Raw genomic sequence first — 26,264 nt, forward strand, 5'->3', positions numbered from 1 at the left:
CGCCCGCACGGGGCACCAACGCACACCGGAGCGTCGGCCGGGAACCCTTAGCCTGCCGCCATGGTGAGCGTCCCTTTTCCAGCTGCGGACGGCCCCGGTGCCGTGCCCACGACCGCGCCAGGCGGGGCGGCGGGCGGTGCCGGGCCGTTCCGGCGGCGCGGGCGCGAGCAGGACGAAGCCCGCTTCGAGGCCCTGCCCGACCAGCTGCCTCCCCAGAACCTGGAGGCGGAGGAGGCGGTGTTGGGCGGCATCCTGCTCGACCCCGACGCCATGGGCCGCATCGCCGACGTGCTGCGTCCGGAGGCCTTCTATCTCACAGCCCACCGGGAGGTGTACCGCACCGCCCTGATGCTGCACAGCCAGGGCAAGCCCACCGACCTCACCGCCATGGCCGCCTGGTTGGCCGATACGGGCCAGCTGGAGAAGGTGGGCGGCACCAACCGGCTGGTGGAGCTGGTGGAGCGCACGCTCAGCACCGCCTCGATCGACCAGGTCGCCCGCCTGGTGATGGACAAATACCTGCGCCGTCAGTTGATCCGCTCCGGCAACGAGGTGATCCGGCTGGGTTTCGACCAGTCGAAGCCGATGGAGCAGGTGCTCGATGAGGCGGAGCAGCAGATCTTCGCGATCAGCCAGGAGAAACCGTCGGTGGGGCTCACCCCCACCGCCGAAATCCTCACCAGCACCTTCAACGAGATCGAAAGCCGCTCCGTCGGCACGTCGATGGCTGGCATCGCGGTCAACTTCTACGACCTCGACGCCATCACCCAGGGCCTGCAGCGCAGCGATCTGATCATCGTGGCGGGTCGGCCGGCGATGGGCAAAACCTCGATCGTGCTCAACATCGCCAAGAACGTGGCCCAGCTCCACCAGCTGCCGGTGTGCGTGTTTTCGCTGGAGATGAGCAAGGAGCAGCTCACCTACCGGCTGCTTTCGATGGAGGTGGGGATCGAGAGCGGCCGGCTGCGCACCGGGCGCCTGCAGCAGGAGGAATGGCCGCTGCTGGGCCAGGGCATCAACACCCTGGGCCAGCTGCCCCTGTTCATCGACGACAAGCCGAATGCGGGCGTGCTGGAGATGCGCTCGCTCTGCCGGCGGCTGATGGCCGAGCAGGGCAAGGAGCTGGGCCTGATCGTGATCGATTATCTGCAGCTGATGGAGGGCTCCACCCCCGACAACCGCGTGCAGGAGCTGTCGCGCATCACCCGGGGCCTCAAGGGCATGGCCCGCGAGCTGAACGTGCCGGTGATCGCCCTTTCCCAGCTCAGCCGCGGCGTGGAGAGCCGTACCAACAAGCGGCCGATGCTGAGCGATCTGCGTGAATCGGGCTCCATCGAGCAGGACGCCGACCTGGTGCTGATGATCTACCGCGACGAGTACTACAACCCGGACACGGCCGATCGCGGCATCACCGAAGTGATCGTCACCAAGCACCGCAACGGCCCGGTGGGCACGGTGAAGCTGCTGTTCGAGCCGCAGTTCACCCGCTTCCGCAATCTGGCGAGCCCATCCGGCGGCTGAGCAGCTGCGCCGGCAGGCTGAGGGCGATCAACCCGGCGGCGATCAGGCTGTTGGTGCTGTCGCCGATGGCGGCGCTGATCAGAAAGGCGAGCGAGCCCAGCCACACCACCGCCGCGCTGAGCGGGTAGCCCCAGGCCCGCACCGGGCGCTCCAGCTCCGGTTCCCGCCAGCGCAGCAGAAACAGCGACGTGATGCCGGTGAAATAGAGCAGCACATAGAAAAAGACGGACACACCCAGCAGCAGCTGGAAATCGCCGCAGAGGATCAGGGTCGCCGTCACGGCGGTGGTGAGCAGCAGGGCCGCATCGGGGGTGCCGCCCGCATTCACCCGCGCGAAGACGGGCAGGAACAGGCCATCGCGGCTGAGGCCGAACAGGATGCGCGGCGCACACATGATCACCGTGTTGACCAGCCCGATTGAGGACAGCAGCGCCAGGGCGGTGATCAGCTGGGCGCTGAACGGCCCGAACAGGCGGGCGGCAGCGTCGGCCAGCGGCAGGGTGGAGGCGGCCATCGCCTCCAGCGGCAGCACCTTGAGCAGGGCCACGTTCACCAGCAGGTAGACCCCCGTGACGGCGACCACGCCGCCGATCAGGGAGCGGGGCAGGTCGGTGGCCGGCGCGGTGAACTCCTCAGCGAAGTAGATCGGGCTCTGCCAGCCGTCGTAGGTGGTGATCACGGCCTGAAGCGCGAACACCCCGGCGGCGGCCAGGGCCAGCGGGGTGTCGCTCGGGGCCAGCAGCGGCGCGCTCGTGCTGGCGGCGGGCGGGGCCACCAGCAGGCAGGCGCCGATCAAGGCCAGAAAAGCGACGGCCTTGAGCAGGCTGAGGATCTGCTGGCTGAGGCTGCCCGCCCGCAGGCCCAGCCGTTGCAGCAGGGCGAAGCCCACCAGGGTGAACAGGGCCACCGCCTTGCCGCCGGGGGGCAGCGCCGGCACCAGGCCGCGGGCGAACTCCCCGATCGTGATCGCCACCCAGGCCAGGCCGGCGCAATGGCCGAGCCAGTCGATCCAGCCCACGGCAAAGCCGGCGCGATCGCCGAGGGCGCGGCGGGCGTAGATCGTCCAGCCACCGGCACGGGGCAGGGCCGCTCCCAGTTCCGCCACGGCGAAGGCACCGCAGAGGGCATAGAGCCCACCCACCAGCCAGGCCAGCAGGATCAGCGGAGCGCTGCCCAGCTGGGCCGCCACCAGCCCCGGGGTGCGCAGGATGCCGGCACCCATCGAGCCGCCCACCGCCCCAGCCAGCCCGAAGCCCAGCCCGAGGATGTGCAGCAAGCCGCCGGCGGCGGCGGGCGCTGGTGGTTCCGGTTCCGGCGTTCTGGCCGTTGGGTTGGGTTCCATCGCAGGCCCCACGGCGGCTCCGAAGCGTAAGGCTGGTGCAGCGGCGCGCGGTTGCAAGCACCCCGGCGCGGCCGGCCAGCCGACCATTCCGTAGTTGTGGCCACAGTCTTTCCTGGGGCTTCGGTGGACTCTGGGCGCAGCGGAAGAAGCTTCTAGGGTTCCGGTCTGCGTCTGTTCGCATCAGCGAGCAGGCATGGGCGTCTGGTCCGAGAGAGGCTCACCGGGGTCACCCGGTTGCACGGAGGGATAAAAGCCCGGGAGACCGCACCCCCCACCTCCGTGTTCCGCCATGACAGCAACCCCAGGGCCTGAAGAGGCCTTTGACCGCCGCAGTTCCAGTACAGGCGCCGGCCAGCAGGGCGCCGAGGCGCTCGAGAAGGAAGCCCGTCTGCCGCTCACCGGTTGGCAGCAGGAGGTGGACCAGGGGCTGCGCTATGGCCTCGAAGCGGCCGAGAGCATCGTTGACCGGCGCATCTCCACCTTCTCGCGCGGTGAGCTGCCCCACTACGCGGGCATCAACACCTTCATGAAGGCGCCCTACATCGAAGACGTGAACCGCGTCGGTGACTTCGATGTGGCGATCGTGGGCATCCCGCACGATTGCGGCACCACCTACCGCCCCGGCACCCGCTTCGGCCCCCAGGGCATCCGCCGCATCTCAGCGCTTTACACCCCCTACAACTACGAAATGGGGGTGGATCTGCGCGAATCGATCAGCCTCTGCGATGTGGGCGACATCTTCACGATTCCCGCCAACAACGAGAAGAGCTTCGACCAGATCTCCAAGGGGGTGGCGCATGTGTTCGCCAGCGGCGCCTTCCCGATTCTGCTCGGCGGTGATCACTCGATCGGCTTCCCCACGGTGCGGGGCGTCTGCCGCCACCTCGGCGACAAGAAGGTGGGCATCATCCACTTCGACCGCCATGTGGACACCCAGGAGATCGACCTGGATGAACGCATGCACACCTGCCCCTGGTTCCATGCCACCAACATGGCCAACGCGCCGGCCGAGAACCTGGTGCAGCTCGGCATCGGCGGCTGGCAGGTGCCGCGCGAAGGGGTGAAGGTGTGCCGCGAGCGGGGCACCAACGTGCTCACCGTCACGGACATCTGCGACATGGGCCTGGAGGCCGCCGCGAAGTATGCGATCGAGCGCGCCACCGATGGCACCGACTGCGTCTACATCTCCTTCGACATCGACTGCATCGACGCCGGCTTCGTGCCCGGCACCGGCTGGCCGGAACCGGGCGGCCTGCTGCCACGGGAAGCCCTCAAGCTGCTGGAGCTGATCGTGCGCAACGTGCCGGTGTGTGGCCTTGAGGTGGTGGAAGTTTCCCCCCCCTACGACATCAGCGACATGACGTCCCTGATGGCCACGCGCGTGATCTGCGATGTGATGGCCCACCTGGTGGTGAGCGGTCAGCTGCCCCGCAAGCAGAAACCAGCCTGGCTGCATGAGGCCTGCAACATGAACGTCGACCAGAAATGGAGGTGAGCCATGCATGAAGTGGACATGACCCGCTGCCTGCTGCTTTCGCTCGAAGAGTGGAAGCAGGAGCACCATCCCCACGTTCCCTGCGTGCAGGTCGTGCATCTGCAGGTGGGCACCTTCACCTGCGTGGAACCCGCCGCGCTGGTGTTCACCTACGGGGCCGCGGTGCAGGGCAGTTGGCTGGATGGTTCGGAGCTGCGCATCGAATCGGTGCCGCTGCGGGCGCGCTGTGTGGCCTGCGGCAGCGACTACAGCCCCGACCCTGCCCAGGCCTATCAATCTCCCTGCTGCCACCACCCGATGGAGGAGATCCTCTCGGGCCGTGAGCTGAGGATTCGCAGCATCGATTACACCTCCCCCGCTGTACCCGCAGACCGGGCTTCCATCCTTTCCGCCTGAACGCCATGCACATGCCCCTGGAAGACACACTCGGACGCAACCTGTTGGCGGCCAATCAACACCGTGCCGACCACAACCGCGAGCATTTCGATGCCTGGAAGCTGCTCTGCCTGAATGTGATGAGCAGTCCCGGCGCCGGCAAGACCTCCCTACTGGAGCGCACGATCACGGCCCTTTCGCCCGAGCTGGCGATGGCGGTGCTGGAGGGCGACATGACCACCCAGCTGGATGCCGACCGGCTGGCAGCGGTGGGGGTGCCGGTGGTGCCGATCACCACCGGCCGGGCCTGCCATCTCGATGCGGCGATGGTGAGCGGCGGCCTCACCCTGCTGCAGCAGCGGCTCGATCCTGCGGCGCTGGATCTGCTGTGGGTGGAGAACGTGGGCAATCTGGTGTGCCCGGCGGAATTCGAGGTGGGTGAACACCTCAAGGTGGCGCTGCTGAGTGTCACCGAAGGCGATGACAAGCCGCTCAAGTATCCGGTGATGTTCCGCGAGGCCGATTGTGTGTTGATCACCAAGATCGATCTGCTGCCGTATGTGCCGGCGGATGTGAGCCGCATCGAGGAGCATGTGCGGGCGGTGAATCCCCGCGCCCAGGTGTTCCGCGTGTCGGCCGGCACGGGCCAGGGCATGGGCGAGTGGCACCGCTGGCTGCTGGCCACGGTGCGTGAGCACGCCGCCAGCCAGCCGCCGGCCCTGGTGAACGCCTGATGGAGCTGGCCAGCCCATCGGCACCGCTGCCAGCGACGCCATCGGCGCCTCAGCCGACGACCGCAGGCGTGGGGGAAGACGTGCAGGTGGATCTGCTCAGCCGCGGCGTGAAGTATGCGCTGGCCAGCTTCGTGGACATCCACGGCAACGGCAAGGCGAAGGCGGTGCCGCTCGATCACTTCGCCTCGATGCTGTCGGGTTCGGAGCTGTTCACTGGGGCGGCGCTTGATGGCGTGCCGCAGGATGTCAGCGACGACGAAGTGGCGGCCATCCCCGATCTGGCCAGCGCCACAGTGTTGCCCTGGCGCCGTGATGTGGTGTGGCTGGCCAGCAGCCTGCAGCTCAACGGCGCCCCGTTCGAGGCCTGCAGCCGCCAGATCCTGACGCGGGTGCGGCAGCAGGCGGCGGCGCTGGGCTACCGCTTCAACCTCGGCATCGAAACCGAATTCTTCGTGCTGCGCCGCCAGGACGATGGAACCCTGGTGCCGGCCAGCGGCCGCGACACGCTCGATAAACCCTGCTACGACCTGGGCGGCCTGCTGGACAACCTCGACTGGCTCGATGAGCTGGTGCAGAGCATGAATGGCCTGGGCTGGGGCGTGTATTCCTTCGATCACGAAGACGGCAACGGCCAGTTCGAGATCGATTTCGCCTATGCCGAGGCGCTCACCATGGCCGACCGGCTCACCTTCTTCAAGCTGATGGCGAAGGAGATCTGCCGCCGCCATGGGCTGATCGCCAGCTTCATGCCCAAGCCGTTCGCGCACCGCACCGGCAGCGGCGCCCACTTCAACATGTCGCTGGCGGATGTGCAGAGCGGCGCCAATCTGTTCGATCCCGGCAGTGGCGAACCGGGTGCGATCACCCCGCTGGCGGAGCAGTTCATCGCCGGGGTGCTGCGCCATGCCGCTGCGATCTGCGCCGTGATCGCCCCCACGGTGAACAGCTACAAGCGGCTGGTGGCACAGGGGAGCATGAGCGGCTTCACCTGGGCACCGGTGTTCATCTGCCACGGCAACAACAACCGCACCAACATGCTGCGCATTCCTTCCGCTGGCGGGCGGGTGGAGTGCCGCGCCGCCGACAGCTCCTGCAACCCCTACCTGGGGGCGGCGCTGATCCTGGCGGCAGGCCTGGAAGGCATCCGCGAGCAGCTGGTGCCGCCCCCCGCCAACCGGGTGAATGCCTACCGGCTGAGCGCGGCGGAGCGGGCCGAGCGCGGGCTGCACACGCTGCCGCGCCACCTGGGCGAAGCGGTCGAGGCGTTTGCCGCCGATCCGCTCTGCCGTGAGGTGTTCGGGCCCGCGATGTTCGACGCCTTCGTGTCACTGAAGCGGGCGGAATGGGAGGCCTATCACGGCGCGATTTCGGCCTGGGAGCTGGAGCACTACCTGGAGTTCTTCTGACATGCCCGCCCGCGCCAGCCCCAGCACCTGCCGCCTCCTCTAGCCCCCCCGGCTCTGCTCCATTCCCCCACACCCGTTTCTTCATGACCGCACCCTCCCGCTTCCGCTTCCCGCGCCTCAGGCTGCGGCGCACCACCAGCCTGCTGCTCACGGCCCTGCTGGGCGGTGGCCTGCTGGTGGGCTGCCAGCAGCCGCCGGCGGAAACCTCGGCATCGCCGGTGCGCATCGGTTACAGCGCCTGGCCGGGCTGGATCCCCTGGAAGGTGACCGAAGAAAAGGGCTTGTTTGAAGCGGCGGGCGTGCCGGTGACCCTGCAGTGGTTCGACGGCTACCTCGATTCGATCAACGCCCTCAATGCCGGCCAGCTGGATTGCAACAGCCAGACCTTGGGTGACACGATCAGCTCGATCGCCGGTGGCGCCGCCCTCACGGTGGTGCTCACCAACGACAACTCCACCGGCAACGACCAGATCATCGCCGCCGAAGGCATCAAGAGCGTGGCCGATCTGAAAGGCAAGAAGGTGGCGGCGGAAGAAGGCACCGTCGATCACTACCTGTTGCTGCTGGGCCTGAAGAAGGCGGGCCTGAGTGCCTCCGACATCACCTTCGTGCCGCTGGAAACCGGCGCCGCCGCCGCTGCGTTCGTGGCCGGCCAGGTGGATGCAGTGGGTGTGTTCGCGCCCTTCACCACCCAGGCGCTGAAGCGTCCGGGCAGCACCACCTTGTTCTCGTCGAAGGATTTCCCCGGCTCGATCAGCGACCACCTGGTGTGCCGCACCGAATTCGTGGAGAAGAATCCTGAGCAGCTGCAGAAGGTGGTGAACGCCTGGTTCGCCACCCTGGCGGAGATCAAGGCCAACCCGGCCCCGAGCCTGGCGATCCTGGCCGCCCGTGCTGGCGTGAGCGAGGCGGAGTACACCGAGTACGACGCCGGCACCACGATCTTCACGCTGGAGCAGAACCGCCAGGCGATGAAGCCGGGCGAGACGATGGATTCGCTGCCGTTCGCCGCCGCCCAGATCAGCACCTTCCTGCAGGAGGTGGGTCTGGCCAAGACTCCGCCGGATCTCAGCAAGCTGTTTGATCCGCGCTTCGTGGACGCGGCGCAGTGAAGTTGAGCGCGGGCCTGCGGCGACGCCTCGACCATCCGTGGGTGCTGGGTGTGCTCGGCATTCTCACGGTGCTGGTGGTGTGGCAGCTGATTGCGGCGAGTGGCAGCGTCGACAAGCTGTTTCTGCCCAGCCCGGCGGCGGTGCTGGCGGCGGGCTCCGCCCAGGCGGAGGCGGGCATCCTGCTGGCCGATGCGATCGCCAGCATCGGCCGGGTGCTGGGCGGCTATGCGCTCTCGATGCTGGTGTCGTTGCCGCTGGGGATCGCGATGGGCAGCAACCGGATCATCTGCCGGCTGCTGGAGCCGTTGATCGGCCTGATCCGCTACATGCCCGCGCCGGCCTTCATCCCGCTGCTGATCATCTATTTCGGCCTGGGGGAGCTGCCCAAGGTGCTGCTGATCTTCATCGGCACCTTGTTCTTCAACACCTTGATGATCATGGATGCGGTGAAGTTCGTGCCGGCCGAACTGCTGGAATCGGCCCTCACCATGGGTGGGCGCCGCTTCCAGATCCTCACCCGCGTGGTGACCCCCTTCATCGCGCCCCAGGTGCTGGATGCGTACCGCATCAACATGGCCGCCGCCTGGAACCTGGTGATCGTGGCGGAGCTGGTGGCCGCCAACGAGGGGCTGGGCAAGCGCATCAGCCTGGCCCAGCGCTTCCTGCGCACCGATGAGATCTTCGCGTACCTGATCGTGATCGGGTTGATCGGTCTGGTGATCGACCTGCTGTTCCGACTCGTGTTGCGCCGCACCTGCCGCTGGGCCATCTGAGATGCATCTTTCGCTCACATCGGTGTGCAAATCCTTCGGGCAGGGCCGTGCTGCCAAGCAGGTGCTCGACACGATCAGCTTCGACATCAAGTCGGGGGAATTCGTGGCGCTGGTGGGCAGCTCCGGATCGGGCAAGAGCACGGTGATGCGCCTGATCGCCGGGCTCGATCGGCCCACCAGCGGCACGATCCTGATGGACGGCCGTCCGATCACCGGCCCCGGCCACGACCGCGGCATGGTGTTCCAGAAATACAGCCTCTATCCGTGGATGACGGCGGCCGACAACGTGGCCTTCGGCATGAAGCTGCAGGGGCGGCCGGCGCGGGAGGTGCGTGAGCGCACCGGCTATTTCCTGGAAGTGGTGGGCTTGCAGGATGCGGCAGGGCGTCTGCCACGGGAGCTGTCCGGCGGGATGCAGCAACGGGTGGCGATCGCCCGCGCCCTGGCGGCCGATCCGAAGGTGATGCTCCTGGATGAACCGTTCGGCGCCCTCGACCTGCAGATCCGCGAATCGATGCAGGAGTTTCTCTATCAGCTGTGGAACCGCACCGGGCTCACCGCCCTGCTGATCACCCACGACCTGGAGGAGGCGCTGCTGATGGCCCAGCGGGTGCACATCATGGCGCCGCATCCGGGCCGGATCGTGCGCACGGTGGAAGCCGAGCTCGACCGCAGCGATCTGGGCGCGTTGCGGGTGGACCGCCGTTTTCTGGAGGTGCGCGAAGACCTGGCCCGCTGCCTGCGGGGGTTGAGTCAGGAGGCGGTGACGCCGCTGCCGCCGGTGTGATCGCTGCCGCCATGCAGCAGGGCGGGCTGGATGCCGAGATACACGGCCTCGCGGTAGAGCGCCTGCTTGGCGCTCACGTTGCCGGTGTGCATGGCGGCCCGGTAGCGGCGCTGCAGCGACACGAGCATGGCGTGGTGGTGAGGATCGCGAAGGGTGCGGGGCATGGCCTCTGCTGAGCGGATTCGACGCTCAATGTCTGTTCATTGTGAACAGATTCTATGGCTGTGACGGGCGTTCTGGTGGGGGTCAGCCGCGTTTGCGGGCCACGTGAAAGGCGGAGTGGCCGGTGAGCTCCACGCTGCCGCCGGCCTCGGTGTCGATGAGGCGGCGCAGCTCGGCGAAGAGGGCCTCACGGGGGCCGGGCTCCAGGCGCAGGTAGGGGGAGTAGGTGCTGAGCAGGGCCAGATAGTGCTCCGCCGTGTAGCGCAGCTGCACTTGCACGCGCCCGCCCTGCGGGGTGGTGAACAGGGCGGGATCCACCAGCTGCCGCACCAGAGCCTCCAGGACCGCCTGCTGCTCGGCGTCGCTCTCGCGGCGGTGCAGGTGGGGGGCGAAGCGGGCGTAGCTGGCGGCGAAGCGTTCGTGCAGGGCGAGCGAGGGTTGCAGCTCCTTGTTCCAGAGCAGGATCAGGGCGCCTGCGGGCTTGAGCGCCCGGGCGGCGGTGCGCGAGCCGAGGCCGGCGGGGATCCAGTGAAAGGAGCTGGCGGCGAGCACGGCGTCGAAGGCCTGCTCCTGCACCGGCCACTGCTCGCAGGCCAGCGGCTCGATGCGCACGCGCCCGAAGCCGGCGCAACGCTCGCGCGCCAGCGCCACGAAGGCGGGGTTGGGCTCCAGAGCGGTGATGGCGCAGCCGCGCCGCGCGAACGCCACGGTGGCGGTGCCCGGCCCGCAGCCCAGCTCCAGCAGCGCTGAACCCTCGCCCACCCCGGCCAGTGCCGCCACCTGCTCGATCACCGCCGGCGGGTAGCCGGGACGCACGGCGTCGTAGGCGGCAGCGGCCGGCACATACCAGTCGGCCCGCTGCTGCAGCGGCAGGGCAGCGGCACTGCTCACGATCCGCTGCTGCTCGTTGCCGTCGGGAGCTTCAGGCTCTGCAGCCGGAATGGCCTCCGCCACCGGCTTCCAGCGCTCCAGCGCCGCCTGCAGCGCGCCGGCCAGGGCGGCGGCTTCGCGGGCACCGGCGAGGCCCTGCAGTTGGACGGGTGGACGGCGCTCGCTCCAGAGCAGCACCTGGGGCTCGGGCTGGTGCAGCGGCAAAGCGGCCACCACCACGCGGGTGGGCAGGTGAACGGCGGCATGGCCGGTGCGCCACACGCCCACGTGTTCGGCATCGATGCGCAGCTCCTGCCGGCTCCAGTGGCGGTAGCTGCCGAAGCCGGCGGCACCGAGCGCCGCCACCACCAGCAGCGCCTGGATCACGCTCCCGTCGGGCAGGGCGAGCGAGAGCAGGCCGGGCAGGGAGAGATCGAGCAAGAGCGTGGTGGGGGCGGTGAGGCCCAGCCGCGGACCCAGCATCCACACCAGAAAGCCGCCGTACTTCACCATCACGGTGTTGAGCACGGCGAGAAACAGCAGGTAGCCGCCCTGGTGCACAAACGCCCTCCACCACTGCGAGGCGCTCACGGTGCTGCGGTCGCGGAAGATCCGGGTGGCGCCTTGTTCCTCCACCACCGCCCACACGCTCGCCGGCGGCCCCGCTTCCTCCAGGCCGGCCGCCCCGCCGGTGTCCGCCAACCGCAACGGCAACGCCAGCTTGCGGGCGAGGGCAAAGGCGCGCTGCCAGGCGATCGCGAGCGTGGGCTGACGGTCGAGCAGCAGCTCGCGGGCAGGATCCTGCACCGCCAGCAGCACATCCCAGCCCTGCGGACGCGCTTCGCCGAGCGGCAGGGCGAGCGGGGCGGCGCGGATCAGCACGGCGGACAGGGCGTGGTGCTGCAGCTCCAGCTGCTCGTGGCTGCCGGCGGAATCACACCGCCAGGACAGCCGATCCCCCCAGCGCTCCAGCAGGATCCGGCACTCCGGCCGCCAGGAATGGCCGAGCTGGTTGGCGAGCAGCTCCAGGGGCAGCAGGAACAGCAGCAGGCCGATCACATACGGAACGACCCCTTCCAAGGTGGCCCAGAGGCAGAAGGCGGAGAAGAGCAGAAAGGCGAGCAGGTTGCCGAGCTGGCTGTCGAGCGGCTGGTTGGCGATCAGCTCCTGCCACAGCAGCCCTTCAAGCGTGCGGCCGAGCAGGTGCACGGTGCGGCGCAGCACCAGCAGGGGAAACAGCAGCAGGCCGAGGCCATTGCGTTCAAGGCGGCGAATCGTGGCGCGCCACTGCATGAGCGAACCGGCCGGCGGAAGGGCTGCGCGCTCCATTGTGAAGCCGGCGGTTTCTAGGGTTGGCGCCCTTTGCACCTGGTGGGGTCTGCCCATGGCTGCCACGCGCCGCCTGCTGCTCACCGGCGGCAACTCCGGCATCGGCTTCGAGGCGGCGGTGCGGCTGTGCCAGGCCGGCCACGCGCTCACGCTGCTGTGCCGCGATGCGGCAACGGCCGAGACGGCCCAGCGGCAGCTGGCTGAACGCGCCGGGGGAGGCACGGCGCCGGCGGTGGCCGTGTGCGACCTGGGCGATCTGGAGAGCGTGCGCGCCTGCGGGCAGGCGCTGCTGGCGCAGGGGCAGCCGATCGACACGTTGGTGCTGAATGCGGGCCTGCAATACGCCGGCGCCAAGACACCACGGCTGACGCCCCAGGGCCATGAACTCACCGTTGCGGTGAACCACCTGGGCCATTTCCTGCTGGCTCAGCAGCTCACGCCGTTGCTGCTGGCCGGGCAGGCGCCGCGGCTGGTGGTCACGGCGTCGGAAGTGCACGACCCGCTCACCGCCGGCGGCAAGGTGGGCTCACCGGCGGGGCTGGGCGATCTGGCCGGCCTGCAGGCGGGGCAGCCGGTGCTGATGGTGGATGGCAGCAGCTTCGATGCCGACAAGGCCTACAAGGACAGCAAGCTCTGCAATGTGCTGTTCGCCCGTGAGTTCGCGCGCCGCATGGAGGAGGCCGGCACGCCGCTGCCGGTGCTCAGCTGGAGCCCGGGCCTGGTGATCCCGCCCACCAGCGAGGGCGGCTTCTGGCGCTACAGCCGCCAGAGCAACGAACTGGGCCAACGCCTGTTCGCCTTCGCGGCCCGCTCCGTGCTGCGCCTCACCGAAAGCGTGGAAACCGCCGGGGCCCTGCTGGCCGCCCTCTGCTGCGACCCCACCTACGCCGCCAACGGCTTCAGCTTCCACCGCAACCGCGTGGTTGGCCCAGGCCGGCGAGTGTTCGAGGCGAGTGCCACCAGTGTTGAAGGGCAGGACACGGAGCTGGCGCGACGGTTATGGGTGGCGAGTGAGGGGGTGGTGGGGTGAAGGCGCCGGTGGGTTGGGGAACAGGCGTGACGAAAGGCTCAGCTGCTGCATAGCCCGTTGCTTGGTGTGCCTTGTCTCGAGCACCCACACCAGCTGTCCATCGGCCCTCTGACTGACCTGCGACGTACACGCTCCAGAAGCATCTCGGGAAGCCAGCCCGAATCTCATGCAGTCGATGACTGACTTGCCAGAAGGGCGGCGCCTTGTTTATTCAAAAGATGATGCACTCCGGCTCGCTCACCTGGATCTGTCGCTGAGCGAGATCGGTTCACACCAGCATGCATCTCGCCTTGGCGGTGCTTGTACGGCAAATTGACGGCCGCATTGCAAAGAATGTCATCAATGAGATGTAAAAACTTTCGTTCCCCTATTCTATGCAAACCCTTTCTCCTGTATCTGTTCCATGGCTTCAGCCAAGGGATCAGCGGAAGAGCCCGCCTTGTCGCTCAACTCATACATCCAAGCAGAGATTACGCGGTTAGCGGCCAGTGAGAATATCGACAAGTCCCTGCTGGAGGGCTTTGCTCGGTTTGTTGTGGCCAACCACAAGAAGAAGGAGCCCAAGCCACCGAAACCACCGAAGACAGCAAAGCCAGCCAAGCCGAAGCCTCTGACGCTGACCCAGCTCAAGAGTGCGGTCTTCAAGCATTTTGGCTGTGCTGATGTAAAGACGCTGAGGGCCAACAAGGATTTCCAGATGGCTATGGCAGGAGAAGATCTGGTGTTGAAAAGCCGCGCCGATTGGTTGAAGCTCTACCGGCAATGGATCGGCGTTCCGGAAGACGAACGCTCGCTCACTGGCCCTACAACGATCAATGGAATCGATGTGCTCGAGAATTTCAGGCCGTGGATTGCCTTTGGCCTTGATTCACAAACGGCCTCTGTCGACGACGTGAACGAGGTGTTCAGATCGCTCGCCAAGATTCATCACCCTGATCACGGTGGAGATCCCCGCGTGTTTCAGCAACTCCAGGTGATGAGAGACACCCTGCTGGCCTACTTCAAATAAGTGACGACCATTTCAACCGCCATGCGAGAACTTCTCACGGATACGGAAACGGCAGAGCTGCTGGGCATCAGCATGAAAAAGCTCTATGCGGTCGTCGCGTTTTTTGATCGGCACGGGAATGATGAGTGGGACTTGGCAGAAGGCGAGCATTTTGAATATGCATCGGGCAGTAACCGCGCCACCAGCAGCCGCTTGTTCTACGAAGAGGGGGTCACGGCGATTGCTGCCTATCTGAAGGAGAAATCTGGTAGCAACATCTTCAGCTTCGTAAAGGAGTTGTTTGTGGAGGCGATCACCAAGCGCAAGGCCAAGATGCGGCAGCTGCTGGTGGAGCGCCGAATCATCCAGGAAACCTTGAACGACAACAGTGTGCTGATCGCCAATGATCTGATCTATCTGCACCGCAACAAGGTGATCAATGTGCTCAAAACCAATGGCAAAGGGCTGAACAACTCACGCAAGCGGCAACTGGGATCCGATTCCTACACCGGCACGGAGCCATTGAAGAAGGGAACCCATTTCGATGAGTTTGACGGTGTGGAGCACTGGAGCCAGAAGGGAATCGGCCGCCTGGCCATCGATATGGCTGAGAACAGCAGCGTTTCCAAAAGCCGCAAGGCCTGGCTGAGTGCCGTGTCTGAAGTGGTGGAACCCTGCCTGGAGCACCGCAGGAAGTTCCTGGAATCCTTCGATGCCCATGTGAGCAAGGCGCAGGAGGCCGCCAAGAAGCTGGCCAACGGCCGCTGCGCGATCACCAATCGCGTCCAGAAGCCCACCACGGATTTCCAGCTCGATGGCCATCACTTGTTTGACCTCAACACCCGCAAAGATCTGGCCACCCGGCTGGAGAACATTCTGGTGATCGAGAGAAAGATTCACCTGGAGTTCCACAGCTGGCACGGCAAGGAGTCGTGCAACCCCCAAGACTTCCTCTCATTCCTCACCGAACGACAAAGCCACCATTTCGCCGGCCCTTATGGAACAGAGCGTCTACGCAAGCTGATGACGAGACTGGAGGGGCTTTATGTTCAGTACAAGGATCATATGAATTATAACTTGTGAGATATCTGGGTTTGAGCATTGCCAGTGCTTGGCCAGCAGGGAGTGTATGGATGTGTATGTCATGAGCTTGTGGTGGCCTCTCCGCGAGAAGTGCTTGTTCGGCCTCCCTCACGTCGCCACCGAGTTGAGTGCACGCCCAGTCCTGTAAACAGCATCCACACGAGCTTGCTGACTGGCTCCCGTTCACAAGAGCCTCGTATCGAACGTGAACGGTTCATCGCAGCTGACGCGTAGTCGCTGCGCTTCCGGATGCCGAGGATTGAGCAAGATGTTGCGTTCGACCGTGATGACGGCGGACGGCACGTTCAATGCTGCAGTGCGCCCGCTCGTGAGCCACGACGACCCGAGTGTTTGCAGTGATGCTGGAGCTGGCACCGAATGCCAGCCCTCCGGCAGCGAGCCCGTTTCGAGGACTTCTGTGGACAGGTCATCAGGGAGTTCGATCGCGAGCAGTCTTAAATCGGCCGGAGCCGTGAGTGGATCGACATGCACGAGCAGCTCAAGTGCCGCCAGCGCCGCAGAGGTGGCGGTGTAGACGATGGGATGTCCTTTGGTGTGCCAGCGTCCGGAGGTGTGCATTCCGCCGATGCCATCAAGCGCTGTATCCACGTAGGGCTTGCGGCAGATCCGCCAGACGCGCATCAGCTAAAGATCCCGTAGTTGAGGCGCAGCAACACGTCTTCCACCTGTCGCGCGCCGATCTCCGTGTCCAGAAGATCGAGAGGCCTCTCGTAGCCCAGTGCACGGTTGGGAGTCTTCAGCCACACGCGGGCCTTGTCGATGGAGCCAAGCACCTCGACGGCCTGCGAGGCCGCCCTTGCCACCCGATAAAGCCGATCAGATTCCTGGGGGTTGAGCTGTCGCGCCTCCTTCCTGCGGGCGACGGTTCGAGGGGGGATCCCGAAAACTGCTGTGAAGTGCTGCGGGGAAATGTCGAGTTCCTTTGTGAGCGCTACAAACGCGGAGAACGGCAGACCACTGCGGACAGCATCGCGAAGCTCAACCAAACTGGCTGCTGGCAGGCGCAAGATTGAGGCCGGTCCTCCCTGGTCAGGGCTGGAGGAGAAAGGTGCCAGCGATGTCTTGCTTGCCATATGGCAATGTTAGCGGCGCCATCTGGCGTTGCGGTTGTTGCGGCTTGTTGGGCGATCAGCATTTCTGAGGCCCATGGCCATCGCAAGCTGCACCCTGAACCTCTTGTCAATAGGAGCAAAGCAAGATGCAAGAGCAGGCCAGCGTTTAGGCCTTCGGATAGTTCAACGACTGCGGAGCTACTTTTCCTGCTGGCGATTGTTGCCGAGTGCTCCGCATGTGATATCGATTCCCTCAGAGGCCCAGCGTTCAAGATCAGCGGTGGTTACTTGTTCCATGCATTCAACTGTAACCTTATGCCCTGCCCGCTGTATCTTGACGTTAGCCGTCTCACTGGCGCTTTCAGTGACCAAGAACCTTAGCAAGAATAAAGACTCCATTCTTTGGGAAGCCCACGCCATGTTTCTCTTCATCGGCCAAAAACACAAGTGCATGCTCAGGTTGGTCAGATATCCAGGCCTCGTACTTGGCAACCCAGAGAACTAGGTGAGCCTCAAGTTGAGCAAGGAACACTGCAAGCTTTCCTAAATGGCGGTGAGAAGGCGGAGCCGCCCGAAAAAAGCGGTCTGTACGCAGCCACTCAAGGAGAGATTGGTTGAGAGGGCGGAACGTGTGAACGGTAATCGCTCTTATCAACGCATGAAGCTGCCTCTCCTCCTCGTTCATTTCTGCATAGATCGCGACAAACAGCCGATCAACTCCTGGGGGTAGAGAAGATGTTTCTGGTAGTCGTCTCCTTAGCTGAGCAGCAAGGCGTTTGACAAGTTCCCGTTGAGCCGAATACGCCGCGTCTCCAGCTCGCAACAATGCGTAGAGCTCCGTCAGCCGACTCCTGCGATCTCTGGCTGTCTCACGCACCTGGAGAATCAACTCGGCTGTCGTTTTGCCTACGAAGCCCAGAGCAGCGATGAATGCCGCAAGGAGCGCTGGAGCAGCCCAAAAAGGTTCAGTAGGAGTTGCCACGTCCGTAGACCCACGCGTATGGTGTAAGGCTAACGCTGCCCCTGAGTGGCAGGCATGGAGCGGGTGGTGGCATAGCTGAGATACTGAGGTGGCCTGTCCACTCGAGGGGCTTGTTCGAAGCGTCTTCGCATACAGACAAGATACGAGAGTTGAATTCCAAAACGATTCATTTGGTAGGACTCAGCGCAAGACGAAGTCTGATCGTGAGCGGGGATAAGTTGGAACTGTCCGGCTGTCGGACCTCGTCTGGTCGGTATCCATACGCTTCGTGAGCAGCTGCTTTGACAATCACAAGAATCGTGTGGGTCCTGCAAATCTCGTTAATGGGAGGGCGCGACACACCTGAAAACACAGATGGAGTAGCTGAAGGCTTGTCGGCAGTTTCGGATTTGAGATGTTGGCACAGGATCAGGATCAAGATCAGGCTCTGACCCTAAGCCGAAGCTTGGCTTCGAGTTGGGCCTTGATTTGGGTGTAAAGCCGGGCGTTTTCATTCTCCCAGTCGCGCATGCTCACCAGCAAAGAGTAGTTTTCCTCATAATTGCAGAGGCTTTCGCCCCAAGGATGATCATTGCGGGTGACGACAACGAATAGCTTTTGCTTGCGGAGCTTGGAGTTTGCATTGAATTGGAGAAATTGCCAGAAATCAGCTTGGTTCGTCCCCTTGCTGCGCGCTTGTTGGCCGATCAGGCCGGCTTTGAATTCTGGAATTCGTTCATAGTCGTCCTGTTGAGTTGCCTTATTAAACATTGTCGTGACATAATCAAGATCTGGACCGGTGACTAGGCGAAAATCAATTCGGGTCGCCCTGTACTTCGTCCGAGTCGAACGAACAGGTGGCGTGTACGCGAGAGCGGCGGCAATTTCTCTTAATCGACGTTTGCCGCCGTTGGCAAACTCAGGCGGAAGTGGAATTTCATAGAAGTGATGCTTCTTATTCTCGATTGCCCCTTCTGCTTTCAGGGTGACCGCAAATTCTAGTGAACGGAACAGAGCTCGCTCATCGACCTTCCCATAACCACACACCCTGCGAAACTCCTTGTTTTGATCAATCAGATCCTGACAGCGAGAAGGCATCACAGCATTGAGGCACAGCAAGGCCCGAATGAAGTTGCTATTCGCCTCAGGCTGCTCCAGCAGAACAGAAGCCGCAAGATTCGCAACCTGAGGAGCGGCCATGCTGGTTCCGTTCTTAATGGCGATCTTGGAGCCTTCCGGATTCTGCTGAGTTGAAACAACACCCAGCCCCCCTGATTGCTCTAGAAGTGAGTAACCAGCTCTTGTGTTGATAGCCCAGTTTCCTCCATAGTTAAGAAGTTCGGGCTTGATGGCTCCATCTACTGAAGGGCCGGCGCGTGTGAAGGGGGAGGGCTGGTTAGGCTGGGCTATAGGCAACTCAGATGGATCATGTGAATAACGCTGGCTGTTGAAGGTTTGATTATGTCTGGCTAGGCTCCCTACGGACAGAGCATTCAAAGCCGTGGCTGGCTCGATGATGCGCCATGAATCCCTCAATAAATAGTGGGGGTAGCTTTCTCTCCAACCCAAACCCTCTGGTGAATCCTCTCCGATGCAATGATTACCGGCAGAGACTATGAAAAGAATATCCAGCTCTCTTGAAAGTGTATCCAGAACCACGGAGAGCCCCTTAATGTGGCCACCCGTGTAGGGTTTACTGCTGTCGCCAAATGAAAGATTGAAAACCTTGCAAGCATGGGTCGAATTGAAATAGCGCACGGCCTGTTCAATATGGTTTTCGATGAAGCTTGTATTGTTGCTATTGTCTTTGTCTAGGATTCGGCCGCTGAATAGGCGCAGCCTTGGAACAAAACTTCGGATGCTTAAACAGTTCTCGAAATCCCCATACAAAGCAAGACCTCCCACGTGAGTGCCATGGCCATTCTCATCATTCGCACCTTCTCCAGGGAGAAAGCTTTTTGCTTCTCCCACAGCGGCCTTCAACAAAACATGACCAGTGGCAAGCCCACTATCGAGAACCACAACTCCTGGAGCGTGGTCGCTTGGCCCCTGAATTTCCGGGAGAGCTCCCAGATCCTGAAATATAGCAGCCCGCTCAAGACGGAAGTTTGGCGGTAAATCGACACAACGCACATCTCGATTTCGAAGCAGTAACTCCGCCTGATTCGCAGTGCAAAGCACTCGGAAAAGACTCAAAGCGGGCTGAACGACTTTGTCCTTCTTCAAGATGGCATTATTTCTCAACCAAGTTTCGAATGCAATATCCTCCAGCGTACGCCTGTTTGGGTGATCCTCCAGGGGCCAAAGTTCAACATCCAGCAAGAATTCATCAGTCGCTGGAAGTCCCAAGGTCTTCAGAGCCCACCCTTTACGATCCTCCGGGCTCCAACCATCAAGACCTCTCAAGGCGTAAAAAACCTGCTTATACGTCACCGATTCACCCTTTGCCATGGTGGTGAGTCGCTGTTCAAAATCAGCAAGTGCCGCATCGCTGGCAAAGCCAATGACTACGGTATCCTGCTCTTGACTAACGAATTCAATTGATGACGAAATCTTCTTGATATCATCAGGATTGAATGTCTTGTCAACAGAAAACTTGATCAGCTTGCGGTCATCAAACCCTCCCTCATCACTTGCACATTGCTCTCTGGCGCTCGTTAGGTGATCTAGCAAGCGAAGGCTGTGTGCACGAACATCGTCCGGTGCATTGATGCGAGGAGGTGATCCAGCGCGCTTGTTAGTGACTGGAGTTTCCCGCTGCAGCGCTAGATGGGGAAAATCTTCTGCCATTGCCCCTCAGCTTCTGTTGCAGCGGACAGTGCGAGCATCTTCCCGTTTGATCGCCACCTGAAGATGGCGCTCACTGAGAAATTCCTTGCCGCTTAGCACCATGTCTTTCGCGGCACGGCGCACTACTCTCTCCACATCTGCGTGGCTCATGCCCTTGAACATACTCGCGATACGGGGATCGTCCACTTCAAACTCACGACGGAAACCCCGCAGCTTCACACTCAGAAGGCGCCGCAATTGCTCTAGATTGGGGGACTCAAACACCAGCACTTCATCAAACCGCCGCCAAACTGCGGCGTCGAGACTACGTTCATGGTTAGTTGCCGCCACCAGCAAGCTCTTTCCCTCATAGCCGTCGAGCATTTGTAGAAAAGCATTCACCACCCGTTTCAATTCCCCATGGTCTCCCTCGTCAGCTCTTTCCTTGGCCATGGTGTCCACCTCGTCGAACAACACCACCATCGGCACAGCGGAAACAAAGTCAAAGACCTGACGGAGATTCGATGCCGTCTCTCCGAGCAGGGATGACATCACGCTGTCAATTCGCACAATGGCGAGGGTCAACCCCAACTCGCTTGCCAACACCTCGGCGGTCAGGGTCTTTCCGCAGCCAGGAGGACCGCAAAAAAGAAGTTTATCGGCCGGATGCAAGCCATAACACTCGAGCGCATCTTTGCGATGATGCTCCTGCAAGACCTCGTCCACAAGCGATGAATTCGCGTCGGAAAGAACAACATCTTCTAGTCGCCTCACCGGCTCCTTTAGTTGCAATAATGGCAGGCCACGCTCTTTTTCCTTGGGTAATCGGTTGGCCAAGAGTGAGTGCACATTGCTTGACGAGCTCCGACGGCCGTAAAGAATTTTCTCAAGATCATTTGCCAGCAAATGATGATTCTTCTCGCGCTCTTCCTGGATAAGCTGCTCAGATACTCGATGGAAGGCATCATGATTGCCTTCTGTTCCCGTTTTAATCAGTTGCCTAAGTAGCTTCGCGGAGGCCATGATTACTATTTCTCTCCCCAATGGGGCCATGTGCAAAAGAGACGGCCACGCCACACCGTTGTTATGATGGTAGCCGATGTAATTGGTACTAACTGGAAGGGTGTCATGCTTGGGGCCATGACATTGTGAGGTTGTATACTGGGATTACAATAGCTCCTGATGGGCCGATTGCCAGATCTTGACAAGCCAACCATTTTAAAGGGTGTGATCTTTTCAGGATACTAGCTCTGGCATGAGACCCCTCGCCGAGGGATGCTCCTTGCGTTCTGACCAACCTTAGTGCCCGTCGCCGGCGCCGAAATAGGTTCCCCGGAGCAATTGTGTGAGATGGGGGTGGGTGGCGCAGATCCAGCCTGGCCAAGAAAGTCTAGGCAAGCTGGATTTGATCCTGCGAACGCTCAAGATCAGTGGCGAGCAGGGTGAATGGAACTTGCAGGGAACTGTTGTACCTCGTCCGCTGAATCTTGATGTTAGATGGCGCTCAAAGACCGTGAAGGCATCCAACAGTCAGCATGCTGGATCTTGCTCTTGCATTGTTTTGGGCAAACGCATGCTAAAGTTGGATTGGCCTGTTGGCCAAAGACTTGGTGCAAAAGCTGCGCCGAGTCTCAAGTTCACCCTACTTGAGTGCAATCCCTCCGTATCTGTTTCCATCTTTGGAGGCCTACATATGGTGTGTGCTCAAGCCAAGCTCGATGTCATCATTCTATTTGTATTGATGATTATTGTCTGCCAGTGGGGGAATCTTACGCATGGAGGGAAAGCCCAGAAGGGCGTTCTCGCACTAGGTAGGTGACTTGAGATGTTGAGGCAATGCTTCCAAGACGCGTAAGTTGGTGGGGGTCGCACCCCCACCCCTCCACCCATCTAGCACTTTTCATCACTTAGCAATAGAGTGCCTAATCCATATAACAGTAATTGGGCGGTTCCTGTAATCGCCCTGATGGAAGCAGGCTTGACCGTATAACCACCCCGACCATCTGCGCCTGTAACGCCAAAAACCCTGTCACAGCAAGAGGCTTGTGAAATCCCAGTCGAGCGCGTTCCACCTTATGCGGATCCGCTAACCAAGTGTTCGGTCCGCTACTGAATGGCCATCACCCAATCCTTTTCCGCGCCTTGAACGCAACGGCGATAGGCGCATTCAGATTCACTTCCTGCCCCCACACAGGCCACCGTGTGAATCGCAACTCCGCCCCCGCTTGCACACAACTGCCAAGCGCAACGTTTAACTTACATCCCCCAATCCCCCACGCCACCCACCACCCAAAACCTCTCCCCAAACACCCCCGTCACCATCAACGCATCCCCTACCCCCTCCAACTCCTCCGGCCCCAGGTGCATCACCACCCCCCACTGCCCGTCATCGCGCTGAGCGGGCACCGCCTCAGGGTTGGCGCCATCGCCCTCACGCGGAATGAACACCGGCGTGGTGCCCCAATCGCCGAAGGGCACCGGCGGCAAGTGGGCGGCCTGTTCCGGTTCGCCGGCGTACACCCACACCTCCTGGCCGTCTACCAACGGGCGGCGCTGCCGTTGGTATTCATTTGGCACGTCTTCCAGTAGATCGAGCCGCGCCAGGCCGGCGGCGTCCACGCGGTAGAGCTCGCCGTGCAGCAGCGGCGGGGGAGTAGTGGCTGAGTCGGGCGCAGGCGCGGGCACCGGCACGGCCATCGGGTAGGGGCCCAGGTTGTGCATTGCCATGCCCTGCAGGCGGGTGCGGCCCAGGGCTTCGGCGCCCACCAGCCAGTGGTGGTTGGCCTGGCCGCGCTTGAGCGTGCCGTACACGAACACCAGGTGGGTGGGGCCGGTGGCGTTCATGGGGCTGGAGCGGGGGTGGGATCGGTGGGTGGCGTGGCGGGCGGGCGCTGGCGGGTGAGGTTGAAGCGGCTGAAGTCGAGAAAGCGGTCGCCGTCGCCCTGGTCGAGCACGATGTCTTCGAAGGTCTCGTCAGGCCGCAGCTGCGACGCGGGGTAAGACATCCGCGCGAACACCGGGCTGCGCACCGTTTCGTCGATGCCGTGGAACGACACCAGGATTTCGCCATGGCGGGCCTTCAGCTCCTCGATCTCCAGCCCCGCCAGCGGGCTGTGCTCATCGATCAGGTGCATCACCGTCCACATCAGCCGGAAGTGAAACGCATGGTTGCGCACCAGCTTGAGCGTATGCACGCGCCGCATGCGCTGCCCCTCCGTGCTGTACTCGTCCATGCCGAGGAACACGTTCAGGTGCCCCTCCACCAGGCTGTTGTGGTGCACGTTCGCCATGCGGAAGGTGAGGCACGGCACCCCGTTCCACGGCTGCACCGTGGCGATCTCGCTGAACAGGATCTCCGCCTTGCTGCGTGAAAAGCGGGCGAACACCAGCCCGGTGGTCACCGCCGTGAAGATCAGGCTCACCAGCGCCTGCAAGGTCACCAGCAGATGCACCGTCAGCGAGCGGGGGTGCAGCACCCCATACCCGATCGTTCCGAGCGTCTGCACGCTGAAGAAAAAGGCCTCGCTGAAGCCGGCCACCGACCCTTCCGGCACGCCGCCGATGCCGGCCGGATCCAGCAGATACAGCCCGGCGAACAGCAGATTGATCGCCAGATACCCGGCCGCGATCAGCAGCAGGAAGCCCCACCATGGGCACGACAGCATCAGCCGGTAGGGCTCGCGCCATAACGAGAAGATCTGATCGATCTCGTCGGTGCGGTACACCCCCTCTTCCCGCTGCAGGTGGATCGGCCTCAGTCGCCGGGGCCTGGCGCTGGGGCGGGAGCGTGGGCGAGAGCGGGCCATGGTGCGGTGCGATGGCGTGCGGCAGGAGGGCGCATGCTGTAGCCCGCCAGCGGGCAACTTTCAGGCCTCAGCTGTGGGGTTCGATCCCCCAGGCCTCCCGTATCACAGGATGACTGAGTTCCCAGGCATGCTCCATCGGTTCGATCGGCGCCGTGCGGTTGCTGGGCTCCAGATCACGCGCCTGCATCACCTCGCGCAGCGCCTGGCGAAAGGCGTTGGTTTCCTGCAGCAACTGATCCACCGCTGTGCTGCCGCCCAACGCCTGGCGCATCGGTTCATGCCCAGACGACAGCCGCAGGCTGGAGAGATGGTCGTCGATCCAGGCCCATTCATACAGCAGCATGGCATCGCTGCAGGCGTTCAGATGCTGGCGGTAGCTGGCGATGTGTTGCTCGACGGCCCCACTCAGCGCCGGCACCTTGCCGCCTGTGGAACCAGCCGTCAGGGGCTCAGCCGGTGCCGCCTGGCTGCGGCGATCAGCCTCGGCCCGTTCTTTGAGCCGCCCCATGATCTCGCGCAGATAGCTCAAGAGCGTTCCGGCCACTTGCCCTGCAGCGTAAGCCATCTGCCGCTTTCGGCCCTTCAGCCGGGATCCACCGGCAGCCCCTTGGCAGCTAGCGCCAGGCGGCGAGCGAGCAGCAGCGCGGGATAGAGCAGACGGGTGCGATCCGGGTTGCCGAAGATCACCTGCAACAGCCTTAACAAGCCGTCACTGGGCTCCAGTTCACTGCACAGTTTTGCCACCGCGTCAGCGCCGTGCCAGATCCGCTCTCCCTCCATCAACACGGCACCGGTTGCCAGGTTGAATCCCTGTTGCTGGAGTGCATGTCGGAGCTCCGCATCGGCGCGGCCGTCAATGATCGTGAGCTGGGGCACTCCTCCGCGCAGCTCACTTGTGCTGGCGAAATGGCGGCAGAAAGGGCAGCCGCCGTCATACACCAACTGCAACGCTGGAGTGTGGGGATCGGCGCTCACTGGGCAACTTCCAACAGGTCCGATCTTAGGAAGCAGGGGAGAGCGGTCGGATTGGGCTGGCTGAAAGGAACCCTCTGGCAAGCGATTGCCTCGTGTGGCTATATTGACCTTGTCTTACACAACAACCCCATGCTCACCGGATCTGATCTCCTGGCGAAAGTCAAGGAGCTTGGTGATGTCGGTAAATCCGAGCTTGTGCGTGCCGCTGGGTACGTCAGCACCAAAAAGGACGGCAGCGAGCGTCTCAACTTCACGGCCTTCTACGAAGCACTGCTGGAAGCCAAGGGCGTCAGCCTCGGTTCCGCCAGCAGCAATGGCGTTGGTCAGGGCGGGCGCAAGCTCAGCTACGTCACCAAGGTCCAGTTCAATGGCAACCTGCTGATCGGCAAGGCCTACACCGCCATCCTCGGTCTGCAGCCCGGCGATGAGTTCGAAATCAAGCTCGGCAAGAAGCAGATCCGCCTCGTGCCCGTCGGTGGCGAAGAAGCCGACGAATGAGCTCCAAGGGGGTGGCACAACGCCCCTGATTCCGTCGCCGCCCCTGTCGCTCCTTGCGGATCTGGTTCTAGCGCTGGCCCATGCGTTGCTTCTAGCCGCGCGTTTTTCCTTCGTCTAGATCTGCACCGGTTTGCTGCCACCCCTGCGCTGGTTTGCTGCCACCCCTGCCGTTCGAACCATTTCTGGCGCCCATGCCTGAAATGTCTCGGGCGGCATTTCCTTTGTTCCGGTCTGATTGCAGCCTTTGGTGCTGCAGCATCGACACGTTGGTGTGATCTCTGGCCGGCGAGCTCTGAGGATGGCCGCCATGGAACATCCACGCGTTCGGTTCTCCTCCACCCGCGCACCCTGGCTGGCGGCTCTGGCCGCAGCGGCCCTGCTCAGCGGCTGCCAGGGGCAAGGGCCCGAGGCGCCCCGATCCGATGGCCCCCGCCCCAGCTGGGAGGTGCAGACCCTCGCGGATCCGGGCCTGCCGCGGCGCTCCGAGCCCGAGCTGGCCCGCTGCGCCGCCGCCATCGGCCTGGCGCCGGAACGCAACCAGCCCGCCGATCCCACCAACTTCGGCGAACGCCAGCCCGCTGATGCCTTCGGTCGTGCGGTGCCGGCCGGGCCGGCCCTGATCGTGCTGCACGAAACCGTGATCGATGAAGCGCAGACCCTGGCCCTGTTCCGCACCCCGCACCCCAACGACAACGACCAGGTCAGCTACCACCTGGTGATCAACCCCGCCGGCGATCGGCTGCGCATCGTTCCCGATGCCAACCGCGCCTATGGCGCCGGCATGTCGGCCTTCGGGGATTTCACGGTGCGGATCCGGCCCACCTCAGTGGGCTCGGTCAACAACGTGGCGCTGCACCTCGCCCTGGTGTCACCCGCCGACGGCCGTGGCGACACCCCCGGCCACTCCGGCTACACCGATGCCCAATACCGCTCCGCCGCCGCCCAGGTGCTGCTTTGGCAGGCGCGTTTCGGCATCCCGCTCAGCCGCCTCACCACCCACGCCGCCGTCGATCGCAGCCACTCCCGCTACGACCCGCGCAGCTTCCGCTGGGACCAGTTCATGGCCCACTACCGCCTGGCCGCCAAGGCCTGCGGCTTCACCGCCTACGACACCGAGCGGGCCACCTACTGATGGCGGCGGCTTCGTAACGAAGTTCAAAGATTTCTGTTACGCT

The 26,264-nt window shown here is 63.1% G+C and carries 26 protein-coding genes and 1 riboswitch; of the genes, 14 read left to right on the forward strand and 12 right to left on the reverse strand.

Going from position 1 to position 26,264, the window contains the following annotated elements:
- The first annotated feature begins 60 nt into the window (after positions 1-60).
- A complete protein-coding gene (gene dnaB / locus CJZ80_RS06730) occupies positions 61-1,521 on the forward strand; it encodes a replicative DNA helicase (protein WP_094511379.1) in 1,461 nt (486 codons plus the stop codon).
- On the opposite strand, the gene CJZ80_RS06735 is transcribed toward dnaB, so the two are convergent.
- Positions 1,481-2,863: an APC family permease gene (locus tag CJZ80_RS06735; RefSeq protein WP_094511382.1), complete on the reverse strand. Its 1,383-nt coding sequence runs from the start codon at positions 2,861-2,863 to the stop codon at positions 1,481-1,483. The two genes, dnaB and CJZ80_RS06735, sit on opposite strands and share 41 nt — an antisense overlap.
- A gap of 141 nt (positions 2,864-3,004) precedes the next feature.
- Positions 3,005-3,126: riboswitch (guanidine-I (ykkC/yxkD leader) on the forward strand.
- Between the two features lie 26 nt (positions 3,127-3,152).
- Here CJZ80_RS06735 and speB point away from each other — a divergent pair.
- From speB to CJZ80_RS06770, 7 genes are all read left to right on the forward strand, one after another.
- Entirely contained in the window at positions 3,153-4,358 is a 1,206-nt protein-coding gene (gene speB / locus CJZ80_RS06740) for an agmatinase (protein ID WP_094511384.1), read from the forward strand.
- A gap of 3 nt (positions 4,359-4,361) precedes the next feature.
- Positions 4,362-4,754, forward strand: coding sequence for a hydrogenase maturation nickel metallochaperone HypA (locus tag CJZ80_RS06745; RefSeq protein WP_094511388.1), 393 nt, complete (start codon positions 4,362-4,364; stop codon positions 4,752-4,754).
- A 5-nt stretch (positions 4,755-4,759) separates the two neighbouring features.
- Positions 4,760-5,467 carry a hydrogenase nickel incorporation protein HypB gene (gene hypB / locus CJZ80_RS06750; RefSeq protein ID WP_094511390.1) on the forward strand — a complete coding sequence of 236 codons (708 nt, stop codon included), beginning with the start codon at positions 4,760-4,762 and terminating at the stop codon, positions 5,465-5,467.
- Positions 5,467-6,873 (forward strand): type III glutamate--ammonia ligase, encoded by a 1,407-nt coding sequence (gene glnT, locus CJZ80_RS06755; protein WP_094511392.1) that lies wholly within the window; start codon positions 5,467-5,469, stop codon positions 6,871-6,873. The genes hypB and glnT overlap by 1 nt, the downstream gene beginning before the upstream one ends.
- An 83-nt stretch (positions 6,874-6,956) precedes the next feature.
- Positions 6,957-7,985 carry an ABC transporter substrate-binding protein gene (locus CJZ80_RS06760; RefSeq protein ID WP_094511394.1) on the forward strand — a complete coding sequence of 343 codons (1,029 nt, stop codon included), beginning with the start codon at positions 6,957-6,959 and terminating at the stop codon, positions 7,983-7,985.
- A 2-nt stretch (positions 7,986-7,987) separates the two neighbouring features.
- Positions 7,988-8,758, forward strand: coding sequence for an ABC transporter permease (locus tag CJZ80_RS06765; protein WP_233132878.1), 771 nt, complete (start codon positions 7,988-7,990; stop codon positions 8,756-8,758).
- Between the two features lies 1 nt (position 8,759).
- A complete protein-coding gene (locus CJZ80_RS06770) occupies positions 8,760-9,545 on the forward strand; it encodes an ABC transporter ATP-binding protein (protein ID WP_094511402.1) in 786 nt (261 codons plus the stop codon).
- Here the strand turns inward: CJZ80_RS06770 and CJZ80_RS06775 are convergent.
- Together CJZ80_RS06775 and CJZ80_RS06780 are read right to left on the reverse strand one after the other, a co-directional pair.
- Positions 9,512-9,709: a hypothetical protein gene (locus CJZ80_RS06775; RefSeq protein WP_094511406.1), complete on the reverse strand. Its 198-nt coding sequence runs from the start codon at positions 9,707-9,709 to the stop codon at positions 9,512-9,514. The genes CJZ80_RS06770 and CJZ80_RS06775 overlap by 34 nt on opposite strands.
- A gap of 82 nt (positions 9,710-9,791) precedes the next feature.
- Positions 9,792-11,870 (reverse strand): class I SAM-dependent methyltransferase, encoded by a 2,079-nt coding sequence (locus CJZ80_RS06780; protein WP_158217443.1) that lies wholly within the window; start codon positions 11,868-11,870, stop codon positions 9,792-9,794.
- Positions 11,871-11,961: 91 nt separating this feature from the next.
- On the opposite strand from CJZ80_RS06780, the gene CJZ80_RS06785 reads away from it, so the two are divergent.
- From CJZ80_RS06785 to CJZ80_RS06795, 3 genes are all read left to right on the forward strand, one after another.
- On the forward strand, positions 11,962-12,936 hold the full coding sequence (locus tag CJZ80_RS06785) for an SDR family NAD(P)-dependent oxidoreductase (protein WP_094511412.1): 975 nt from the start codon (positions 11,962-11,964) through the stop codon (positions 12,934-12,936).
- Between the two features lie 403 nt (positions 12,937-13,339).
- A complete protein-coding gene (locus CJZ80_RS06790; protein WP_094511416.1) occupies positions 13,340-13,945 on the forward strand; it encodes a hypothetical protein in 606 nt (201 codons plus the stop codon).
- A gap of 21 nt (positions 13,946-13,966) precedes the next feature.
- Complete coding sequence (locus CJZ80_RS06795) at positions 13,967-15,007, forward strand: hypothetical protein (RefSeq protein WP_094511420.1); 1,041 nt, start codon at positions 13,967-13,969, stop codon at positions 15,005-15,007.
- Between the two features lie 183 nt (positions 15,008-15,190).
- Here the strand turns inward: CJZ80_RS06795 and CJZ80_RS06800 are convergent, their stop codons facing one another.
- From CJZ80_RS06800 to CJZ80_RS06815, 5 genes are all read right to left on the reverse strand, one after another.
- Positions 15,191-15,649: an RES family NAD+ phosphorylase gene (locus CJZ80_RS06800; RefSeq protein ID WP_094511425.1), complete on the reverse strand. Its 459-nt coding sequence runs from the start codon at positions 15,647-15,649 to the stop codon at positions 15,191-15,193.
- Positions 15,649-16,101 (reverse strand): antitoxin Xre/MbcA/ParS toxin-binding domain-containing protein, encoded by a 453-nt coding sequence (locus tag CJZ80_RS06805; protein ID WP_094511428.1) that lies wholly within the window; start codon positions 16,099-16,101, stop codon positions 15,649-15,651. Before CJZ80_RS06805 ends, CJZ80_RS06800 begins: the two co-directional genes overlap by 1 nt.
- A 340-nt stretch (positions 16,102-16,441) precedes the next feature.
- Positions 16,442-17,062, reverse strand: a complete 621-nt coding sequence (locus CJZ80_RS15020; protein WP_144036956.1) for a hypothetical protein — start codon at positions 17,060-17,062, stop codon at positions 16,442-16,444.
- A 420-nt stretch (positions 17,063-17,482) separates the two neighbouring features.
- On the reverse strand, positions 17,483-19,831 hold the full coding sequence (locus CJZ80_RS06810; RefSeq protein ID WP_094511430.1) for a S8 family peptidase: 2,349 nt from the start codon (positions 19,829-19,831) through the stop codon (positions 17,483-17,485).
- Positions 19,832-19,837: 6 nt separating this feature from the next.
- A complete protein-coding gene (locus CJZ80_RS06815; RefSeq protein ID WP_094511588.1) occupies positions 19,838-20,833 on the reverse strand; it encodes an AAA family ATPase in 996 nt (331 codons plus the stop codon).
- A 337-nt stretch (positions 20,834-21,170) separates the two neighbouring features.
- On the opposite strand from CJZ80_RS06815, the gene CJZ80_RS15025 reads away from it, so the two are divergent.
- A complete protein-coding gene (locus CJZ80_RS15025) occupies positions 21,171-21,629 on the forward strand; it encodes a hypothetical protein (protein ID WP_144036957.1) in 459 nt (152 codons plus the stop codon).
- Between the two features lie 437 nt (positions 21,630-22,066).
- Here the strand turns inward: CJZ80_RS15025 and CJZ80_RS06820 are convergent, their stop codons facing one another.
- From CJZ80_RS06820 to CJZ80_RS06835, 4 genes are all read right to left on the reverse strand, one after another.
- Positions 22,067-22,654 carry a gamma-glutamylcyclotransferase gene (locus tag CJZ80_RS06820; RefSeq protein ID WP_094511433.1) on the reverse strand — a complete coding sequence of 196 codons (588 nt, stop codon included), beginning with the start codon at positions 22,652-22,654 and terminating at the stop codon, positions 22,067-22,069.
- Entirely contained in the window at positions 22,651-23,616 is a 966-nt protein-coding gene (locus CJZ80_RS06825) for an ion channel (protein WP_094511436.1), read from the reverse strand. The genes CJZ80_RS06820 and CJZ80_RS06825 overlap by 4 nt, the downstream gene beginning before the upstream one ends.
- A gap of 67 nt (positions 23,617-23,683) precedes the next feature.
- Entirely contained in the window at positions 23,684-24,181 is a 498-nt protein-coding gene (locus CJZ80_RS06830) for a hypothetical protein (protein ID WP_144036958.1), read from the reverse strand.
- A gap of 17 nt (positions 24,182-24,198) precedes the next feature.
- Positions 24,199-24,591 (reverse strand): DCC1-like thiol-disulfide oxidoreductase family protein, encoded by a 393-nt coding sequence (locus CJZ80_RS06835; RefSeq protein ID WP_094511444.1) that lies wholly within the window; start codon positions 24,589-24,591, stop codon positions 24,199-24,201.
- Between the two features lie 129 nt (positions 24,592-24,720).
- Here CJZ80_RS06835 and CJZ80_RS06840 point away from each other — a divergent pair, with 129 nt between their 5' ends.
- Both CJZ80_RS06840 and CJZ80_RS06845 read left to right on the forward strand, forming a co-directional pair.
- Positions 24,721-25,089: an AbrB family transcriptional regulator gene (locus tag CJZ80_RS06840; protein ID WP_094511449.1), complete on the forward strand. Its 369-nt coding sequence runs from the start codon at positions 24,721-24,723 to the stop codon at positions 25,087-25,089.
- Between the two features lie 307 nt (positions 25,090-25,396).
- On the forward strand, positions 25,397-26,221 hold the full coding sequence (locus CJZ80_RS06845; protein WP_233132879.1) for a peptidoglycan recognition family protein: 825 nt from the start codon (positions 25,397-25,399) through the stop codon (positions 26,219-26,221).
- Positions 26,222-26,264 lie beyond the last annotated feature (43 nt).

This window comes from Synechococcus sp. MW101C3 (genome assembly GCF_002252635.1).
Lineage (GTDB): Bacteria > Cyanobacteriota > Cyanobacteriia > PCC-6307 > Cyanobiaceae > MW101C3.

Excerpts from the sequence above, each read along its gene's own strand:
- CJZ80_RS06795 (WP_094511420.1), top strand. The coding sequence starts at position 13,967 with ATGCGAGAACTTCTCACGGATACGGAAACGGCAGAGCTGCTGGGCATC.
- CJZ80_RS06820 (WP_094511433.1), bottom strand. The coding sequence starts at position 22,654 with ATGAACGCCACCGGCCCCACCCACCTGGTGTTCGTGTACGGCACGCTC.
- CJZ80_RS06745 (WP_094511388.1), top strand. The coding sequence starts at position 4,362 with ATGCATGAAGTGGACATGACCCGCTGCCTGCTGCTTTCGCTCGAAGAG.
- CJZ80_RS06845 (WP_233132879.1), top strand. The coding sequence starts at position 25,397 with ATGGAACATCCACGCGTTCGGTTCTCCTCCACCCGCGCACCCTGGCTG.
- CJZ80_RS06760 (WP_094511394.1), top strand. The coding sequence starts at position 6,957 with ATGACCGCACCCTCCCGCTTCCGCTTCCCGCGCCTCAGGCTGCGGCGC.
- speB (WP_094511384.1), top strand. The coding sequence starts at position 3,153 with ATGACAGCAACCCCAGGGCCTGAAGAGGCCTTTGACCGCCGCAGTTCC.
- CJZ80_RS06735 (WP_094511382.1), bottom strand. The coding sequence starts at position 2,863 with ATGGAACCCAACCCAACGGCCAGAACGCCGGAACCGGAACCACCAGCG.
- dnaB (WP_094511379.1), top strand. The coding sequence starts at position 61 with ATGGTGAGCGTCCCTTTTCCAGCTGCGGACGGCCCCGGTGCCGTGCCC.
- CJZ80_RS06790 (WP_094511416.1), top strand. The coding sequence starts at position 13,340 with ATGGCTTCAGCCAAGGGATCAGCGGAAGAGCCCGCCTTGTCGCTCAAC.
- hypB (WP_094511390.1), top strand. The coding sequence starts at position 4,760 with ATGCACATGCCCCTGGAAGACACACTCGGACGCAACCTGTTGGCGGCC.
- glnT (WP_094511392.1), top strand. The coding sequence starts at position 5,467 with ATGGAGCTGGCCAGCCCATCGGCACCGCTGCCAGCGACGCCATCGGCG.
- CJZ80_RS06825 (WP_094511436.1), bottom strand. The coding sequence starts at position 23,616 with ATGGCCCGCTCTCGCCCACGCTCCCGCCCCAGCGCCAGGCCCCGGCGA.
- CJZ80_RS06775 (WP_094511406.1), bottom strand. The coding sequence starts at position 9,709 with ATGCCCCGCACCCTTCGCGATCCTCACCACCACGCCATGCTCGTGTCG.
- CJZ80_RS06785 (WP_094511412.1), top strand. The coding sequence starts at position 11,962 with ATGGCTGCCACGCGCCGCCTGCTGCTCACCGGCGGCAACTCCGGCATC.
- CJZ80_RS06840 (WP_094511449.1), top strand. The coding sequence starts at position 24,721 with ATGCTCACCGGATCTGATCTCCTGGCGAAAGTCAAGGAGCTTGGTGAT.
- CJZ80_RS06830 (WP_144036958.1), bottom strand. The coding sequence starts at position 24,181 with ATGGCTTACGCTGCAGGGCAAGTGGCCGGAACGCTCTTGAGCTATCTG.
- CJZ80_RS06770 (WP_094511402.1), top strand. The coding sequence starts at position 8,760 with ATGCATCTTTCGCTCACATCGGTGTGCAAATCCTTCGGGCAGGGCCGT.
- CJZ80_RS06800 (WP_094511425.1), bottom strand. The coding sequence starts at position 15,649 with ATGCGCGTCTGGCGGATCTGCCGCAAGCCCTACGTGGATACAGCGCTT.
- CJZ80_RS06815 (WP_094511588.1), bottom strand. The coding sequence starts at position 20,833 with ATGGCCTCCGCGAAGCTACTTAGGCAACTGATTAAAACGGGAACAGAA.
- CJZ80_RS06810 (WP_094511430.1), bottom strand. The coding sequence starts at position 19,831 with ATGGCAGAAGATTTTCCCCATCTAGCGCTGCAGCGGGAAACTCCAGTC.
- CJZ80_RS06805 (WP_094511428.1), bottom strand. The coding sequence starts at position 16,101 with ATGGCAAGCAAGACATCGCTGGCACCTTTCTCCTCCAGCCCTGACCAG.
- CJZ80_RS06780 (WP_158217443.1), bottom strand. The coding sequence starts at position 11,870 with ATGCAGTGGCGCGCCACGATTCGCCGCCTTGAACGCAATGGCCTCGGC.